Source organism: Shewanella sp. ZOR0012, assembly GCF_000798835.1.
GTDB classification, from domain to species: Bacteria; Pseudomonadota; Gammaproteobacteria; order Enterobacterales; family Shewanellaceae; genus Shewanella; species Shewanella xiamenensis.
In genome coordinates, this window is the sequence record NZ_JTLE01000094.1 from 2,019,803 (window position 1) to 2,036,375 (window position 16,573).

The window sequence follows — 16,573 nt, forward strand, 5'->3', positions numbered from 1 at the left end:
CATGGAGGCGGCGGCTTGGCTAGCGTCCAAATCTTCCACCAATAATACCCGCAGCGCATTATCTAACACGAGATAACGGTACTGGCGATGATCGTTTGGACTTTTGTAAATAGACTGAGAGGCTTGCAAAGAGACACTCCGATGACGATGGCTTGTTATATATTGATAGTCTTAATGGTTTTTGGCAAATATCTCTTGTGCTTATCGACTAAAGATTAACTCTTGCAAGGTTTGTCGAAATCCATTTTAGGGCTACAATTGGGATAAAACAAAAACAAGTATGGGTAACGAGAGACGTATGCAGCTATTTTTGATGCGACATGGTGATGCTGGATTTAATGCTCAGTCGGATAGGGATAGAACGTTAACCGATGTTGGAAGACACCATACAGTGTTAATGAGCAACTGGTTAGCCCGAAGCGTCAGCGATTTTGATCTTGTTTTGGTTAGTCCTTACTTACGGGCTCAGCAAACTTGGCAAACATTGAGTCAACATTTTCCTGAGCCGCGCAAATGGCTGGTTGCCGATGATCTCGTGCCATCTGGCGATCCTGCTAATGTTGCCGCATTAATTTTGGCCTATGCCGAATTGTATAAGGCCGATAAAGTGTTGGTGATTTCCCATATGCCGTTGTTAGGTTATTTGGTGAGTGAGTTGGTAGCGGGTGTTGAACCGCCTTTGTTTGCTACCTCTGGGATTACATTAATCGATAAACATGCCGAGCAAGCCTCTCTTGTGTGGCAGCATGCTCCTCATAGTATTAGTTAATAAATTCAATATAAAACAAAGGGCTCACAGATGTGGGCCCTTTGTTTTAGCATGCTTTTTTTATAAAGTTGGATAACTTAACGTCTATGGGGCTGGTCACCAATATCAATCAGTACCAATAACGCCGCATCGCCACCCCATTCTTTGGGGGCCTGATGAAAGGCTTTTACCATAGGATGTTGCACCAACCATATAGGCACCTGCTGTTTTAGTATGCCAGTGCCGTAACCGTGCATCACACAACAACATTGGCTTTGCTGTTTTACGCAGGCTTGGATCAGCGCCGCGAGTTCGAGTTTAGCCTCGGATTGGCGGTAACCGTGTAAGTCCAGCAATAAATCCGGTTGGTAATCACCTCGTCTTAAGCGTTTAAGCTCGAGACTGTCGACACCCTCGTCGAGCCAACGCATTGGCCCCTGAACGGGCAGCAGAGGTTGATAAGTATCTGAGAAATAACTGTCAGCATGCAGTTGCTGCTCTTTCAGTTCTATTTCCTGTTTGGTTTTTAGGGGCGTGCGAAAATGCCGCTTATCTTGGTCGATAGGTTTTATCCCCTCGATCAGCGCCGAAAACATCGCCATGCCTTCTTTATCATCGTCTTTATTCATGGCGGGTATTCTATTGAATCCTATGGTTTCTGAACAGAGTTCAGTTACAATGTTTACGAACACACAAGCGGGAGAGCGTTTTGGATAAGATCTTTGTAGATGAAGCTGTGACAGAGTTACGCACCATAGGTGACATGTTGCGTTGGGCGGTGAGCCGCTTTAATGATGCCAATGTGTACTATGGCCACGGGACGGATAACGCGTGGGATGAGGCCATCGCATTAGTGTTTCATGCGCTGCACTTGCCCGAAGAAATCGGTCAACAAGTGATTTTAAGTAACTTAACCAGCAGTGAAAAACACAAAATCGTTGAGCTGATCATTCGCCGCGTACGTGAGCGTTTGCCTGTGCCTTATTTAACCAATAAAGCGCGCTTTGCAGGGCTTGAATTCTATGTGGATGAGCGCGTATTGGTACCTCGTTCACCTATCGCCGAGATGATTGCCAATCGCTTTGGTCCTTGGTTATATGGCAAACCCGTTAATCGTATTTTAGATTTATGCACTGGCAGTGGCTGTATTGCGATTGCCTGTGCCTACGAATTTGATGAAGCAGAGGTCGATGCGCTCGATATCAGCGAAGATGCCCTCGATGTGGCGCAAATCAACGTTGAAACCTTAGGGGTGATGGACAGAGTTTTCCCGATGCAATCGGATCTGTTTTCAGCCATTCCTGAAGGTCCACAATACGATTTGATTGTTTCTAATCCGCCTTATGTTGATGAAGAAGACATCGGCGATATGCCAGATGAATATCACCATGAGCCAGCCATTGGGTTAGCTTCCGGTCGTGATGGCCTTGACTTAACCAAACGCATTTTAGCGAATGCGGCTCAATACCTGACACCAACAGGGATTTTAGTGGTTGAGGTGGGTAACTCTATGGTGCATCTGATGGAGCAATTCCCTGAAGTGCCGTTTACCTGGGTTAACTTTGAACACGGCGGTGACGGTGTGTTTGTGTTGACGCGCGACCAACTGGTCGAACATCAATCGCTTTTTGCTATTTATCGCGACGCGCAATAATAAATTAGGTTGAGTCTTTTCCCGCTGCCAGTTAGGCTTGCAGCGGGAAAAAGAATTGTCCAGCCATTGCTGGGCGCGGAGCGATAAGCAAATCATTTAAGGTGTAAAAAGCGGATGTCTGGAAACAGTATTGGTCAAAATTTTGTGGTGACTACCTTTGGTGAAAGTCACGGTGTGGCGCTCGGTTGTATTATTGATGGTTGCCCACCAGGGCTCGAACTCACCGAAGCCGATATGCAGCATGATTTAGACCGCCGTCGTCCTGGCACATCCCGTTATACCACCGCGCGTCGTGAGCCTGATGAAGTACGGATCTTATCCGGTGTGTTTGAGGGCAAAACCACGGGCACCTCCATTGGGCTTTTGATCGAAAACACCGATCAGCGCAGCCAAGATTATTCCAATATCAAAGATTTATTCCGTCCAGGACATGCCGATTACACCTATCAGCAAAAGTATGGCCTGCGTGATTACCGTGGTGGCGGCCGTTCATCGGCACGCGAAACCGCTATGCGGGTTGCTGCAGGCGCTGTGGCGAAAAAGTATTTAAAGCAAGTGCATGGGATTAATATCCAAGGCTATATGTCGCAACTTGGACCGATTAGTGCCGAGACCCTCGATTTTAGTCAAATCGAGCAGAACGCCTTTTTCTTCCCCGATGCGACTAAGCTCGAGGCGCTGGATGAGTATATGCGCGAGCTGAAAAAATCCGGTGATTCCATTGGTGCAAAAATTTCGGTGGTGGCGACGGGCGTGCCTGTTGGACTGGGTGAGCCTGTGTTCGATAGGCTCGATGCCGACATCGCCCATGCCTTAATGGGCATAAACGCGGTAAAAGGCGTGGAAATTGGTGATGGTTTTGGGGTTGTGACGCAAAAGGGCTCAGAAGGGCGCGATTTAATGTCGCCGCAGGGTTTTGAATCTAATCATGCGGGCGGCATCCTCGGCGGCATCTCATCGGGTCAACCTATTATTGCTCATATCGCATTAAAACCGACCTCGAGTATCAGTGTGCCGGGTCAAAGCATGACGGCCCAAGGTGAAATGACAGAAGTGGTGACTAAAGGTCGTCACGACCCCTGTGTCGGGATCCGCGCGGTACCGATCGCCGAAGCTATGCTGGCGATTGTGTTGATGGATCATCTGTTAAGACACAGAGCTCAAAATCAGGATGTTCGCAGTCATACACCGATTCTCGGCATGAGATAGGCGCGATGAATGAGACAGTCTGCATGGAATAAAGATGCATAGCGGCTGTGTAATAAATGGAATGCGTTAATGCCTACAATCTCTAGCACAAGCCAGCAGTTACGCTGGCTATGTGCCTGTTATTTTTTCTTCTTTTCAATTCTCGGCACTATGATCCCTTACCTTGGGGTCTTCTTCGAAAACCGGGGATTTAACCCTCAAGAAATCGGTTTTTTGCTCGCGATTTTAATGGCGACCCGTATCGTGGCTCCCAATGTGTGGGCGAAGGTGGCCGATCGCACAGGCATGCGCTCTGAATTGGTTAAGATGGGCGCGGGCGCGGCGATGCTGGCGTATTTAAGCTTTTTCTACCACGGTGGTTTTGTGTATATGGCGCTCAGCCTTGCGCTGTATACCTTCTTCTGGAACGCGATTTTGGCGCAGCTTGAGGTGATCACCCTCGAAACCTTAGGTGAAAATGCCAGCCGCTATGGACAAATCCGCAGCTTTGGCAGCATTGGCTATATCTGCTTAGTGGTCGGCGCCGGTTTTGCCATTGGTCAATGGGGCACCGAGGTGTTGCCCTATATTGGTTTAGTTTTGTTTACAGGGATGCTGGTGTGTGCCTTGCCATTGCCAGCCAATCGGGCTATGCGCCCACAAGGACAAGAGCGCCAGCCACTTAAATGGACTAAACCCATTCTGTGGTTCATGGTGTCGGCGATGTTATTACAGATGAGCGCAGGGCCTTTTTACGGTTTCTTTGTGCTCTATCTTAAGCAGGCGGGTTATACCGAAGCGGCCGCGGGGATTTTTGTCGCCCTCGGTGCAATGGCCGAAATCGTGATGTTTATGTTTGCGCCTCGCTTGCTTGGACGTTATGGCGTCAATACCTTGCTTGTCGTCAGTATTGCCATGACCGCCGTGCGCTGGTTGTTGGTCGCCTTTGGCGTAGAGAGCATGTTATTGCTGGGCTTAAGCCAAGTGCTGCATGCGTTCACCTTCGGCTTGACCCATGCGGCCTCGATTCAATTTGTGCATCGAAATTTTGATGCCAGTCATCGCAGCCAAGGGCAAGCCCTGTATGCCAGCTTAAGCTTTGGGGTTGGCGGCGCACTCGGCACTTGGATTTGCGGTTATATCTGGGGTGATGGTAGCGGCGCTGTATGGTCTTGGGTATTTGCGGCGGCCTGTGCCTTTGCGGCCATGTTAGCGGTATTTTTGATCCCTAAGGATAGGGCGCAAGCGGTTGCTGCATAAGCTTATATTGATTTTGAAAGTAACTCATTGTAAAAACTAGAATAATTAACAAGGGAGGTTAAGGTGATCCGGTTTCGTTTAGGCTTAGTCATCAATCCACTGGCGGGTTTAGGTGGCAGTGTGGGTCTTAAGGGCAGCGATGGCGTGGCAGAAGAAGCCCTTGCCTTAGGCGCCGAGCCCAAGGCGATAAAGCGTATGATGCAAGCCTTAGAAGTGATTGCCCCTTTTGCCAAAGATATCGAAATCATTACCGCCTCAGGTGTGATGGGGGAGGATGCCGCCAACGCCTTAGGTTTTAACACCCGTGTGGTGTATCAAACTCCGGATAAAACCCAAGCCGTCGACACGCAAGCCGTAGTGCGTACCTTGCTGAACGAACCGTTGGATTTATTACTGTTTGCGGGGGGCGATGGCACGGCGCGTGATGTGTATAGCGTGTTTGAACAAGCCGTTATCGACGATAAATTACCCGTGCTTGGTGTTCCTGCTGGAGTAAAAATCCATTCAGGTGTTTACGGCATCACGCCCCATGCTGCGGGTATGGTGGTCAAAATGTTGCTTGAGGGTGAGTTAGTCAGCCTGATGAGTGCCGATGTGATGGATATCGATGAAGTAGCTTTTCGCCAAGGCACGGTGCGCGCCAAACGCTTTGGTGAGCTATTAGTGCCCGCTGAACCCCGTTATGTACAAGCAGTAAAGATGGGCGGAAAAGAGGTCGATGAGCTCGTGCTTGCCGATATTGCCGCCGATGTTATCCAGCAAATGGAAGACGAGCTGTACATTATGGGCTCGGGCAGCACGGTCGCCTTTGTAATGGAAGAGCTTGGGCTCGATAACACCCTGTTGGGGGTTGATCTTATTCAAGATAAAGCCTTGGTGGCGAGTGATTTAACCGCCAAGCAGTTGCTCGACTTTACTCAAGATAAGCCGGCAAAACTGGTTATTACCTTGATTGGCGGGCAGGGGCATATTCTCGGTCGTGGCAACCAGCAGTTGTCGCCAGAGCTGATCCGCCGCCTCGGTAAGGACAATATTATTATCCTCGCCACAAAAACTAAGCTAAAAGCACTTGAAGGACGCCCCTTAATTGTGGATAGTGGCGACCCTCAATTAGATCGTGAGCTTTGTGGCTATTACAAAGTGACGACGGGTTACCATGATTATGTGATGTATCAGGTGGCCAACCCCGACTAATCAGATTTATTCTCCTCGGAGATTGCAAGCACCGAGGGGCCAGCGGCCATTTGGGCGAAATACGTTATTGGAGAGTTTGACCCGATGTTAGAGCAGTATGAAGAAGCACTAGAACAGTGGATTGAGTCTGTCGTAAGCCATGGTGATGACGACGCCTTATTTGCCTGCGGTTATCTGCAAGGCCATGTGGCGGTGGTGTTATCGCAACTCGAAGACGAAGGCGAGAGCACGTTAGAAGCCTTACTTGAAAAAATGACCGACTGTTTAGCACTGGCGCGCCAAGAATTAAATGATGCCGATTTTGCATTAGTGGAAGCGGCTTGGACACAATTACATGGCAAGATTGTTAGTCATTTAGCGGCCTAATTAATGAGTATATCCACGACGACTTCGGTTGATGCCATGGCTGAACCTGAGGGGCAGCAAGCGGTTTATATCGGTCTAGTCAATCCGAAAACTCCGACGAACGTAGGCGGCATTATGCGCGCTTCGGGGTGTTATGGTGTCGATGCGGTGTTTTACACGGGTAAACGCTATGAATATGCCGCCCGTGGGCCGCAGCAATATAACGCCGATACGCAGAGCGCCGCCGAGCGGATTCCATTGACTGGAGTGGCCTCCTTACTCGATGCGCTCCCCTCTGACACGAAACTGGTGTGCGTGGATTTAGTCCTAGGGGCGACGCCTTTGCCGGAGTTTGTGCATCCCGAGAAAGCCTTTTATGTGTTTGGCCCTGAGGATGGCACCATTGGCCAAGAGATTATCGATAGAGCGGATGCCGTGGTGTATGTGCCGACTGTAGGCTGTATGAATCTGGCTGCGTCGGTCAATGTGCTGCTGTACGATAGATTAGCGAAAGCCCATCGTGAGCAAGTATCAGCTCAAACCGAGTTCGATGGTGATGCCTTGATCCGTCAAAGTCGCGACAACAATAATCGCACTCGAGTAAAAACGACTAAGCAGGGTACTTCGCTCTAGGGTTAACGCTTAATAGTTAATGCTCAGTCTAAATACAAAAAGGATTAAGCACTGCTTAATCCTTTTTTGTTTTGGGCTGCCAATCACTGGTGCGATTAGATGCAAGCCTGATTAGCATTCAATGATAAGCCTTTGTTTTAATCAACTAGTTTTCACTCAGGCCGCACTTTACTAAAGTGCTCTTTACTAAAGTGCTTTACCCTTTAGTAATTTGCGTAACCACATCCGATTTGGGTTGAGTTTATTTAAGGTTGGCCAATCCAGTGGAAGCGGCTCACCGGTTAATTGTGCCGCTAAGCATTCGGCCGCCAACGGCCCTGAACTTAGCCCCCGCGACCCTAAACCACCTAGGATATAAAGGCCATCGAGGATCGGAGCCTGGGTTGTTTGCCAATAATGCTTGCTTTGTTCGGCCTGCTGCTGATTGAGTTGATGCTGTTCATAGCGCGCCAATATTTCAGCCACATCGGGCGCGCAGCCCATCATAGGGAAATGATCCCGCGTTACCATGCGCACGCCAACTCGGGCGCTATTGCCGCTGATGTCGATATCGTCAACCCAGGCTTGATTGGGGTAGCTTTCTTGCATTTTCCCCAGGTTTTCCCGTTGCTCCTGCGGGCAAAAATCGAGGTGCTCTGCTGCTTTTACGTAGCTGGCGCCGAGGCAATTCAAGCCTTGATGACTCGGCGTGAGGTAACCGTTGGCGCATAACACTGTCGCCAGTTGGCTCAGCTTAAATTGGGCGGGGACGTGGCTCACTTGGCCGCGAAACGGACTTATCTGTAACCGCTCACTGGCCGAAAATTGGGTGAGTTGCGCGCCATTGGCGAGTACGAGTTGGCGGAATGGTCCAAAACGTTGGCCTTGACTGTGGAGATACCAAGCCTTTGCATCACACTCGATTTCGGTGATCTCGGTATTGAAATGGCACTGCACATTGGCAAGCTGCGAGGCCTTATCTACCGCGGCTTTGGCGTATTCAAATGGGCATACCCAGCCCCCAAGGGGATAGAAAAATCCAGCCTTATCAATACCTATTCGGGCAATCTCGTTGGCTTCATTCGCATCAACGGCGTAGGCGATTTCCTCCGGCCAGTCTTGGCTTTGGATGATTTTATCGAGCCGTTGTTGGCTGCGCTCATCATGACCCGTTTGCAGCACACCACAAAAATCATGGGAAATTGGTGTCACTCCAGATGTTCCGTTCGTGCCCATCGTTGATGCAAGACTCAGCGCCTCGATTCGGCGGCGACTGAATAGAAACGCCTGTTGGAAAAAACGGCTAAGTTCATCATTTTCTGGCGTGAGTAGGGGATAGATCGCCCCTTGGCGATTACCAGACGCGCCTTGGCCTAACTCATTATCCTTACAAAACAATATGCTACTTTGGCCTCGTTCGGCGAGTGATAGCATTAGATGCGCTGACGCGAGTCCCCCGCCTATGATGGCAATTGGCTGCTCTTTAGTGGCGAGTGCCGAAGGTTTTGGGGTAAATGCCTGAACGGTATCGGCTTGTTGACGCAGCAATTTACGCTCATGGATCAGAATCTTGTCGCTGATAATCTGGCTTCGCAGTGAGTCGCAGACATTTTCATTCAGAGCGTCTTGTCTGACGTCAAGCGTGCTAAAGCCGCAACTGTGGGCAAGGTGCTGTGCTGTTTCACTAAGATTAAGCCCAATCAGTAGGGCATCATCCGCACTCAAGCGCGCCATTTGCCAGAGCTGCTTACCATTTAGCTGCGCAGGTAAATGCGGCAAAACCAGCCATTGCTGAATGGGATGAGAAGTACTGTGGGGGAGTTGGCTAAGTGCTGTGTTCAGATCGCCAAAATGCAAATCGACTGTGATTAGGCCGTCATCAAAAATTAATCTCTGGCACCCTATAATGCGCGCAGGCTTTGCCTTAAGTATGGCATTGGCAATGGGTTGTAAATGAGGCTTGGAAATTAAACTTTGCGATTGATCCCAAAGTAATTTAAGTTCGTAATCGTTAATGGGATTGGGCTCAAACACTTTGACTAACAGACGCGTTTTGCCTTGAGGTTGAGTATGCGTTTGCCAGTGGTGCAGTAAAGAGAGTAGCTCGAGTCCATCGCCTAATCCCCATTGCCCCATGACGTGCAAGCCCTGAATGAGCTGAGTTGATTGCGTCGGTAAGCGAGAGAGTTGAAGGAGAGTAAAATTGTCCAGAGACTGTGCAGTAGTCAATGCGCATTGGGGATAAAGGTTGATTAGTTGCGGGTAATCACGCTTAAATTGGTAAGATTTTTGGGGCTTAGCAGTCAAAGAAATATACTCTCGGTCTCATATTAGGCATTATTTTACCCGCCTTTATGGAAAGCTGACCACTTAATTGAAGCAAAACAGATACTATTGGCTCAGCAAAAAGTAGGTACTGACATGTACACAATGGATAGCAATAAAATGAAAAGAGTCGTGATCACCGGAATGGGTGTTGTTTCAAGTATCGGTAATAACAAGCAAGAAGTGACTGAGTCACTTAAAGCGGGCCGTAGTGGTATTACACATTCCGCTCAGTTTGAAGAAATGCAACTACGCAGTCATGTATGGGGCAATATCAAATTAGATCCTTCAGAGCTGATTGACCGTAAAGCGCTGCGTTTTATGGGCGATGCTGCGGCATATGCTTACATTGCAATGCAAGAAGCCATTAAGGATGCTCAGTTAACTGAAGAGCAATATTCAGATCCTCGCGTAGGGTTGATTGTGGGTACAGGCGGCGCTTCGTCTTCTAACCAAGTGCAAGCGGCTGATATTCTACGCGAAAAAGGCGTAAAACGCGTGGGGCCTTATATCGTGCCACGCATTATGTCGAGCACGGCCAGCGCTTGTTTAGCGACACCCTTCAAAATTAAAGGTATGAACTACTCAATCAGTTCAGCCTGTGCGACCAGTGCTCACTGTATCGGTCACGCCGTTGAACTTATCCAAATGGGTAAGCAAGATATGGTGTTTGCGGGCGGTTCGGAAGAAGTGGATTGGACTCTGACCATGGGCTTCGATGCGATGGGCGCGCTATCGACTAAATACAATGCCACTCCAGAAAAAGCCTCTCGCACCTATGATGCTGACCGTGATGGTTTCGTTATCTCTGGTGGTGGCGGTATCTTAATCGTTGAAGAGTTAGAGCACGCTCTGGCTCGTGGTGCGAAGATTTATGCTGAAGTGATTGGTTATGGTGCATCATCAGACGGTTACGATATGGTGGCTCCGTCTGGCGAAGGTGCGGTGCGTTGTATGCAAATGGCACTGGCCGATGTGGACACACCAATTGACTATATCAACACCCACGGTACTTCTACTCCAGTAGGTGACGTGCGTGAATTAGAAGCACTACGTGAAGTCTTTAAAGACAAGTGTCCACCGATTGCATCGACTAAGTCTATGACGGGTCATGCATTAGGCGCCGCAGGCGTACATGAAGCGATTTATAGCTTAATCATGATGGAAAACAGCTTTATTGCCCCAAGCATCAACATCGATAACTTAGATGAAGCTGCGAAGGACATGCCAATCGTGCGTGAATACCGCGATGCAGAGCTAAACACTGTGATGAGCAACAGCTTTGGTTTTGGTGGCACTAACGCAACGTTAGTGATGCGCAAATATAAGTAAACTATTATTTTTGTTAAAAAAGGAAGCTTCGGCTTCCTTTTTTATTAGCTAAAATTGAGCAATGCGACTCAGGGATTGGGTTTATGATCAGAGTCTTGCTAGAATCCTTGGCTACTCACTCTCTAGCCCATTTTTATCAGAAAGGTCCCCATGAAGATTGTTGTCGATGAAAATATGCCCTATGTCGAACCCTTATTTGGGGCGTTAGGCGAGATAATTCCAGTTAATGGCCGCACATTAACGCCTGAGCAGGTGCAAGATGCCGATGTGCTGCTGGTGCGCTCGGTCACCCGAGTCAATGCCGCACTGTTAGATGCCAATCCAAAACTTAGGTTTGTCGGCAGCGCCACCATAGGGACTGATCATGTGGATCTGGCCTACCTTGCTGGGCGTGGCATTCCCTTTTCGAATGCGCCCGGCTGTAATGCGACCGCTGTCGGGGAGTTTGCCTTTATTGCGATGTTAGAACTGGCGGCGCGGTTTAACTCGCCGCTCAAGGGTAAAGTTGTGGGGATTATCGGTGCGGGCAATACTGGTAGCGCAACGGCTAAATGTCTCGAAGCCTACGGCATTAAGGTATTACTCAATGATCCCATCAAAGCGGCCGAAGGCGATCCCCGTCATTTTGTGAGCCTTGAGACCCTATTACATGAAGCGGATATCATCAGCCTACATGTGCCCATCACTCGCTCTGGCGAGCATAAGACACTGCATTTATTCGATGAAGCGCGCCTAATGAGTCTTAAACCTAATACGTGGTTGGTGAACTGTTGCCGTGGTGATGTGATTGATAATCAAGCCTTAATTAAGGTAAAGCAGCAAAGGGATGATCTTAAATTGGTGCTCGATGTTTGGGAAGGGGAGCCGAATCCCATGCCGGAGCTAGTGCCTTTTGCTGAGTTTGCGACTCCGCATATCGCCGGTTACAGCTTAGAAGGTAAGGCTCGTGGCACTTTTATGCTGTACCAAAAATTGTGTGAGTTGTTAGCCATTCCGGCCACTAAACGCTTATCCGAGCTATTGCCGCCATTTCATTTTAAGGCGGTTGAACTCGAACAAGTCCCCGATGAAAAAGCCCTATTACAGCTCGCAAGATTCGTCTACGACCTGCGTGATGACGATGCCGTATTCCGAAATGGCTTTGCAAAGGAGAATGGCTTCGACACTATGAGAAAAAATCACAAACATCGACGCGAATTTAGTGCATTGGCGCTGGCTTATCACGGCCAATCTGAGGTAGATTGGTTGTCCAATTTAGGTTTTTCAGGAGTCGGTCGGTAATTATGTCGCAGGAATTTAATGTTGTCGTTTTAGGTGCATCGGGTGCAGTGGGTCAAACAATGATTGAGATCCTCGAAGAGCGTAACTTCCCGGTTGCGAACTTATATCCTTTAGCCAGTAGCCGTAGCGCCGGTGAAACGGTCAGCTTCCATGGCAAACAAGTTACCATTTTGGACGTCGAAACCTTCGATTGGAGCCAAGCGCAGTTAGGCTTCTTCTCTGCCGGTGGTGATGTCTCGGCCAAGTGGGCGCCTATCGCTGCTGAAGCGGGTTGTGTGGTGATCGATAACACCTCTCACTTCCGCTATGACATTGATATTCCATTGGTTGTGCCTGAAGTTAACCCCCATGCGATTGCTGATTTCCGCAACCGTAATATTATTGCCAACCCGAACTGCTCGACCATCCAAATGCTGGTGGCTCTAAAACCGATTTACGACACTTATGGCATCAGTCGTATTAACGTGGCGACTTATCAATCGGTCTCTGGTACGGGTAAAAAAGCGATTGAAGAACTGGCAAAACAATGCACTAAGCTGCTGCAAGGTCTGCCTGCTGACGCTGAAGTTTATCCAAAGCAAATCGCGTTTAACGTATTGCCGCAAATTGATAAATTTATGGACAACGGCTACACCAAAGAAGAAATGAAAATGGTCTGGGAAACCCAGAAGATTTTTGGTGACGATGACATTCTCGTTAACGCGACTGCTGTGCGCGTGCCGGTATTCTATGGCCATTCTGAAGCGGTTCACATCGAAACTCGACAACCTGCCGATGCAGAAGATATTAAAGCTTTACTGCGTAATGCCGAAGGAGTGGTATTGTTCGAGTCCGATGACGAATATCCAACGGCTGTGACCCATGCAGCGGGTACCGATCCTGTTTATGTGGGCCGTGTGCGTAAGGATATCTCCCATTCTCACGGTATTAATCTTTGGGTAGTGTCGGATAATATTCGTAAAGGCGCAGCCTTAAACAGTGTGCAAATTGCCGAGATTTTAGTGAGAGATTATTACTAAGTCTTAAGTAGCAATTGATGCCCAATGAAAAAGCCTGCTGCCAGCAGGCTTTTTTTGTTTTACAATTGTGAACAGTAGCAGGGCTGGGATTTCTAGTTTATAGTAATCTCAATAAATACAATTGCCTAAAGCCTGTTATCAGCGAGATAACTTAAATAGCGCTTCAAAGGGAAGGATTGATGAAATTTCGCACTTCGTATCTTGTGGGCCTGATGGCCACCGTTTTAGCTGTTTTTTCCACGACCTCTTTTATTGATCCTGCGATAGCTGCCGATACTCCCAAAATAAAACCTTTAAAAATCATGGGACCAGATGGACAAATCCGTCAGGTCAATCATCAATATGGGCCAACGACCGCTAAAGATACTTTCTGGAGTATTGCGCAAAAAGTCCGTCCCGATGCCAGTGTCAGTGTTTATCAAGTCATGGCTGCAGTATTTGATGCCAACCCCCATGCGTTTAACTCCGACAGTTACAATAGCCTCGAACGTGGCATGATTTTGCTGATCCCTTCGAAAGAAGTGATGTTATCCATTCCTAATAGTGTAGCGATTGCCCGTGCCGAACGCAGCGATAAGCAAGTCCGTAATACCGCAAAAGCGGCGCCTAAACCGGTAACTAAACCGACAGTTGTTACTCCTGTAGTTGAAAATAAACCTAAGGTAGAGCCTCAACCTAAAGTCGATGTTAAACCCGAAGCGGCTAAGACCGAAGTTGCTAAAACGGATGCCGTTGCGACGCCACCCGCTGCGCCGAAAATGGTGAGTTCCGATGTGAATACTCGCCTTGAGGCCGCGGAGAGCAAAAATTTATCCTTAACTGATGAGTTAGCCAGAGCACAAGATCAGCTCGCGGTAAGAAATGCCGATGTTGAAGCCCTTAAAGCCAAAATTGAGGATTTAAACCAACAAATTGCGGTATTAGAGGAAACCTTACAGGCGAGTAAAAAGCAAAATCTTGCACTGAAGGCTGAGGTGGAAGCTGCTCAAGCCCCATCAGATACCGATGCGCAGCCGCAAACGCCTACTGAGCCTGAAGATCTATGGCGAAACTTGATAAATAATCCGCTGCTATTGGTTGCAGCAGCGGTGGTCCCTGCATTGTTACTACTGCTGCTTGTGTTCTGGATGCTTCGTCGTAAGCGTAATAAAGAACGCCGTGAGTTAGCAGCCCAGCAGGTAGCCATGGCGACAGGTGCTGCTGGTGTGGCAACGGGAGCATCAGTGCTGGCGATGGATGACGATGATCTTGACGATATGGCTGTGCATTTAGACACTGACCATGCCGATTCCATCGATAGCTTATTAGATGTCGGTAGCGTGAGTTTACAACCCGAGCATGAAATGACCGATGGCCATGAGCAGATGGACATCGCTTCTGAAATGTTTATTGACCCAGGTGTTAACACTGCGGCAGAACCACAATTTGAAGAGGACGAAGGCCAATCCTTAGATGATCTCTGGGCTGAGGCCATGGGCGACCAAGAGGAAGCCTTTGCGGAAGAAGAAAAACCCAAATCAGGTAATATTCTCGAAGAAGAGGATCTTGATGCATTATTGGCAGGGCTTGGCTCCGAAGAGCCTGATGCGCCATCTACTAATGAGAACCTTGATGAATTAGCGGGATTTGATATTCCAGCCGACCCAGAGGTGGTTGATGCGGCAGAGTTAGATACCGATCAAGATTTAGCCGCATCGCTTGCTGCGGAATTAGATAATGAACTTGAAAATATAGCGTTAACTGAAACGGCTGAAGATGATATTGATGCCTTGCTCGCCGGGTTTAATCAATCTGAAATGACCGATTCGGTATCTGAGCCAGTGGCTGAGGACGACCTCGATGCATTATTAGCGGATTATGGTAAGGAAAACACCGCTACAGCATCCGATCTTAGCGATGAAATTGCTGCTGAATTAGATAATGAGTTAGCAGAGCTAGGGGTCGCGCAAACCGACGATATTGATGCGTTACTGGCAGATTTTGATAAACCCGCAGCGCCAGAGCCTGATTTAAGCGATGAAATCGCCGCAGAATTAGATACTGAACTTAATGATATCGGTGTCATTGAATCCGACGATATTGATTCTCTGCTCGCAGGTTTGGATGCACCAACCGCGCATGATCCTGCGCTTGCAGCAGCCATTGCTGCCGAATTGGAAGATGAACTAAACACCGACCTACCAGTCAATGATGATCTTGACCAGTTGCTCGCAGGTTTTGAGGCCCAAAATTCGGCGGAACAACAAACGTCTAGCGATGAATCCGACATCCCTCACGATACGCTGGCAGCAGAGCTCGAAACGGCATTACCTGAAGAGTTATCGTCTGCAGATGATGATCTCGAATCTCTTCTCGCCGAATTTGATGTGCCAGAGCAGGCTGAAGCCGACGCGGATGAGTTTAATTTCGACCTCGAAACCACCTACCCTGAGACAGATGATAAGCTCGAGGATGAAGGCTTACTCAAGGGCATCGGTGCTGCCCATGCGATTGATGGTACGGATGATACCTTTGAGCTTAGCGATACGATTGCGAAGAGCCCAGATCATAATCCAAACGAAACCGCAATTGAGCCAACATTTACCGGTTTCGATGCTGATAATCAAGCGGATAATACGGTACTCGCCACAGCAGCTTTAACGGCTGCGACAGCTGCCGCCGCGGCAAAAGTTAAAGAGAAAGAGGCTTCTTTCTTTAACGACTTAAAAGCTAACAAGAGTAAAGATCCCCATGTACTGGATTGGGACACTGAGCTTAACTTTGCGCCTACGTCTAGCGCACAAACTGACAGTCCTAAATCCGAACCTGTTGCACCCGTGGATCCTATCGCTGTCGATCCGCAGGCGGTTTCCCCGCGTCAACCTCTGGAATTTGTTTTAGACGAACCGATTGATAAGGTCGAGCCTACATTCGAGCTTATCACTGACAAAGATGATGATATTGTTGATGAGGATGTCGCTCATGAGTTTGCTTTCAGGGCAGACTTAGATACTGATGACGATATCGATTTAAGTGACGACAATGTGCTTGCTGCTTTTAGTGCCAATACCGAAGTTGAAGATGATGAGGTATTAACACCAGAAGATAGCTTTGCCCTCGATGATGAGCATACTCTCACGGTCGATGAAGCATTAGCAGCGCTAGATGCGCAGGAGTCACGTCAGTCGAAGAAGTTTGTACCTGAGCATGATTTGACTAATTTCCAAAACGAACATGGCTATATCGATATTGAAAAACTGCTTAACGACGCCGAGCAGGATAACACCGAAACAGATCTCTATCCTGAAATGGATGTGGAGATGAGTGATGTGGGTGCTCTGATTGGTGATGCAGCCATGATTGATGTAGACGATGAAGAGAACTCTGTTAACGCTAAGCTCGATTTGGCCCGTGCCTATATCGAAATCGATGACAGTGACAGCGCCAAAGCGCTACTCCGTGAAGTTCAAATTGATGGTAATGAGCGTCAACAGGACGAAGCGGCTCGTTTACTTAAAGAGATCGGCTAAGTTTGAACTGGCATTAAGCTTTAATGTTAACGATCAACGGCGCTCACAGCGCCGTTTTTTTTACGGGCTGCTGTGATAAAATGCGCCGCTAAATTAATTGTGAGGA

At 48.3% G+C, this 16,573-nt stretch carries 13 protein-coding genes; 11 read left to right on the forward strand and 2 right to left on the reverse strand.

Annotated features, from left to right (window positions below; translation table 11 throughout):
• Positions 1 to 298 precede the first annotated feature (298 nt).
• On the forward strand, positions 299 to 769 hold the full coding sequence (gene sixA / locus L976_RS10455) for a phosphohistidine phosphatase SixA (protein ID WP_047536562.1): 471 nt from the start codon (positions 299 to 301) through the stop codon (positions 767 to 769).
• A gap of 77 nt (positions 770 to 846) precedes the next feature.
• On the opposite strand, the gene smrB is transcribed toward sixA, so the two are convergent.
• The gene (gene smrB / locus L976_RS10460; RefSeq protein WP_047536564.1) at positions 847 to 1,377 is read right to left on the reverse strand and encodes an endonuclease SmrB; all 531 of its coding nucleotides are present in this window, start codon (positions 1,375 to 1,377) and stop codon (positions 847 to 849) included.
• Positions 1,378 to 1,457: 80 nt separating this feature from the next.
• Here smrB and prmB point away from each other — a divergent pair, with 80 nt between their 5' ends.
• The 6 genes from prmB to L976_RS10490 all read left to right on the forward strand — a co-directional run bounded on the left by prmB (position 1,458) and on the right by L976_RS10490 (position 7,022).
• Entirely contained in the window at positions 1,458 to 2,402 is a 945-nt protein-coding gene (prmB, locus tag L976_RS10465; protein ID WP_037420141.1) for a 50S ribosomal protein L3 N(5)-glutamine methyltransferase, read from the forward strand.
• 114 nt (positions 2,403 to 2,516) lie between these two features.
• Entirely contained in the window at positions 2,517 to 3,611 is a 1,095-nt protein-coding gene (gene aroC / locus L976_RS10470) for a chorismate synthase (protein WP_047536566.1), read from the forward strand.
• A 69-nt stretch (positions 3,612 to 3,680) separates the two neighbouring features.
• Positions 3,681 to 4,850: an MFS transporter gene (locus L976_RS10475; RefSeq protein WP_037431454.1), complete on the forward strand. Its 1,170-nt coding sequence runs from the start codon at positions 3,681 to 3,683 to the stop codon at positions 4,848 to 4,850.
• Positions 4,851 to 4,913: 63 nt separating this feature from the next.
• A complete protein-coding gene (locus L976_RS10480; protein ID WP_047536568.1) occupies positions 4,914 to 6,044 on the forward strand; it encodes an ATP-NAD kinase family protein in 1,131 nt (376 codons plus the stop codon).
• Between the two features lie 84 nt (positions 6,045 to 6,128).
• A complete protein-coding gene (locus L976_RS10485) occupies positions 6,129 to 6,410 on the forward strand; it encodes a YfcL family protein (RefSeq protein WP_011622202.1) in 282 nt (93 codons plus the stop codon).
• A gap of 3 nt (positions 6,411 to 6,413) precedes the next feature.
• Entirely contained in the window at positions 6,414 to 7,022 is a 609-nt protein-coding gene (locus L976_RS10490; protein ID WP_047536570.1) for an RNA methyltransferase, read from the forward strand.
• Positions 7,023 to 7,208: 186 nt separating this feature from the next.
• Here the strand turns inward: L976_RS10490 and mnmC are convergent, their stop codons facing one another.
• Positions 7,209 to 9,308: an FAD-dependent 5-carboxymethylaminomethyl-2-thiouridine(34) oxidoreductase MnmC gene (mnmC, locus tag L976_RS10495; RefSeq protein ID WP_047536572.1), complete on the reverse strand. Its 2,100-nt coding sequence runs from the start codon at positions 9,306 to 9,308 to the stop codon at positions 7,209 to 7,211.
• A gap of 138 nt (positions 9,309 to 9,446) precedes the next feature.
• On the opposite strand from mnmC, the gene fabB reads away from it, so the two are divergent.
• The 4 genes from fabB to L976_RS10515 all read left to right on the forward strand — a co-directional run bounded on the left by fabB (position 9,447) and on the right by L976_RS10515 (position 16,467).
• On the forward strand, positions 9,447 to 10,658 hold the full coding sequence (gene fabB, locus L976_RS10500) for a beta-ketoacyl-ACP synthase I (protein ID WP_037420122.1): 1,212 nt from the start codon (positions 9,447 to 9,449) through the stop codon (positions 10,656 to 10,658).
• Positions 10,659 to 10,808: 150 nt separating this feature from the next.
• The gene (locus L976_RS10505) at positions 10,809 to 11,939 is read left to right on the forward strand and encodes a 4-phosphoerythronate dehydrogenase (RefSeq protein WP_047536574.1); all 1,131 of its coding nucleotides are present in this window, start codon (positions 10,809 to 10,811) and stop codon (positions 11,937 to 11,939) included.
• Positions 11,940 to 11,941: 2 nt separating this feature from the next.
• On the forward strand, positions 11,942 to 12,958 hold the full coding sequence (locus tag L976_RS10510) for an aspartate-semialdehyde dehydrogenase (RefSeq protein ID WP_037420117.1): 1,017 nt from the start codon (positions 11,942 to 11,944) through the stop codon (positions 12,956 to 12,958).
• Positions 12,959 to 13,137: 179 nt separating this feature from the next.
• Positions 13,138 to 16,467 (forward strand): FimV/HubP family polar landmark protein, encoded by a 3,330-nt coding sequence (locus L976_RS10515; protein ID WP_047536577.1) that lies wholly within the window; start codon positions 13,138 to 13,140, stop codon positions 16,465 to 16,467.
• The last annotated feature ends 106 nt before the right edge of the window (positions 16,468 to 16,573 follow it).

Bases quoted from the DNA above. Each gene is read 5' to 3' on its own strand.
- sixA (WP_047536562.1), top strand. From the start codon at position 299: ATGCAGCTATTTTTGATGCGACATGGTGATGCTGGATTTAATGCTCAG.
- smrB (WP_047536564.1), bottom strand. From the start codon at position 1,377: ATGAATAAAGACGATGATAAAGAAGGCATGGCGATGTTTTCGGCGCTG.
- aroC (WP_047536566.1), top strand. From the start codon at position 2,517: ATGTCTGGAAACAGTATTGGTCAAAATTTTGTGGTGACTACCTTTGGT.
- L976_RS10475 (WP_037431454.1), top strand. From the start codon at position 3,681: ATGCCTACAATCTCTAGCACAAGCCAGCAGTTACGCTGGCTATGTGCC.
- L976_RS10485 (WP_011622202.1), top strand. From the start codon at position 6,129: ATGTTAGAGCAGTATGAAGAAGCACTAGAACAGTGGATTGAGTCTGTC.
- L976_RS10490 (WP_047536570.1), top strand. From the start codon at position 6,414: ATGAGTATATCCACGACGACTTCGGTTGATGCCATGGCTGAACCTGAG.
- fabB (WP_037420122.1), top strand. From the start codon at position 9,447: ATGAAAAGAGTCGTGATCACCGGAATGGGTGTTGTTTCAAGTATCGGT.
- L976_RS10505 (WP_047536574.1), top strand. From the start codon at position 10,809: ATGAAGATTGTTGTCGATGAAAATATGCCCTATGTCGAACCCTTATTT.
- L976_RS10510 (WP_037420117.1), top strand. From the start codon at position 11,942: ATGTCGCAGGAATTTAATGTTGTCGTTTTAGGTGCATCGGGTGCAGTG.
- L976_RS10515 (WP_047536577.1), top strand. From the start codon at position 13,138: ATGAAATTTCGCACTTCGTATCTTGTGGGCCTGATGGCCACCGTTTTA.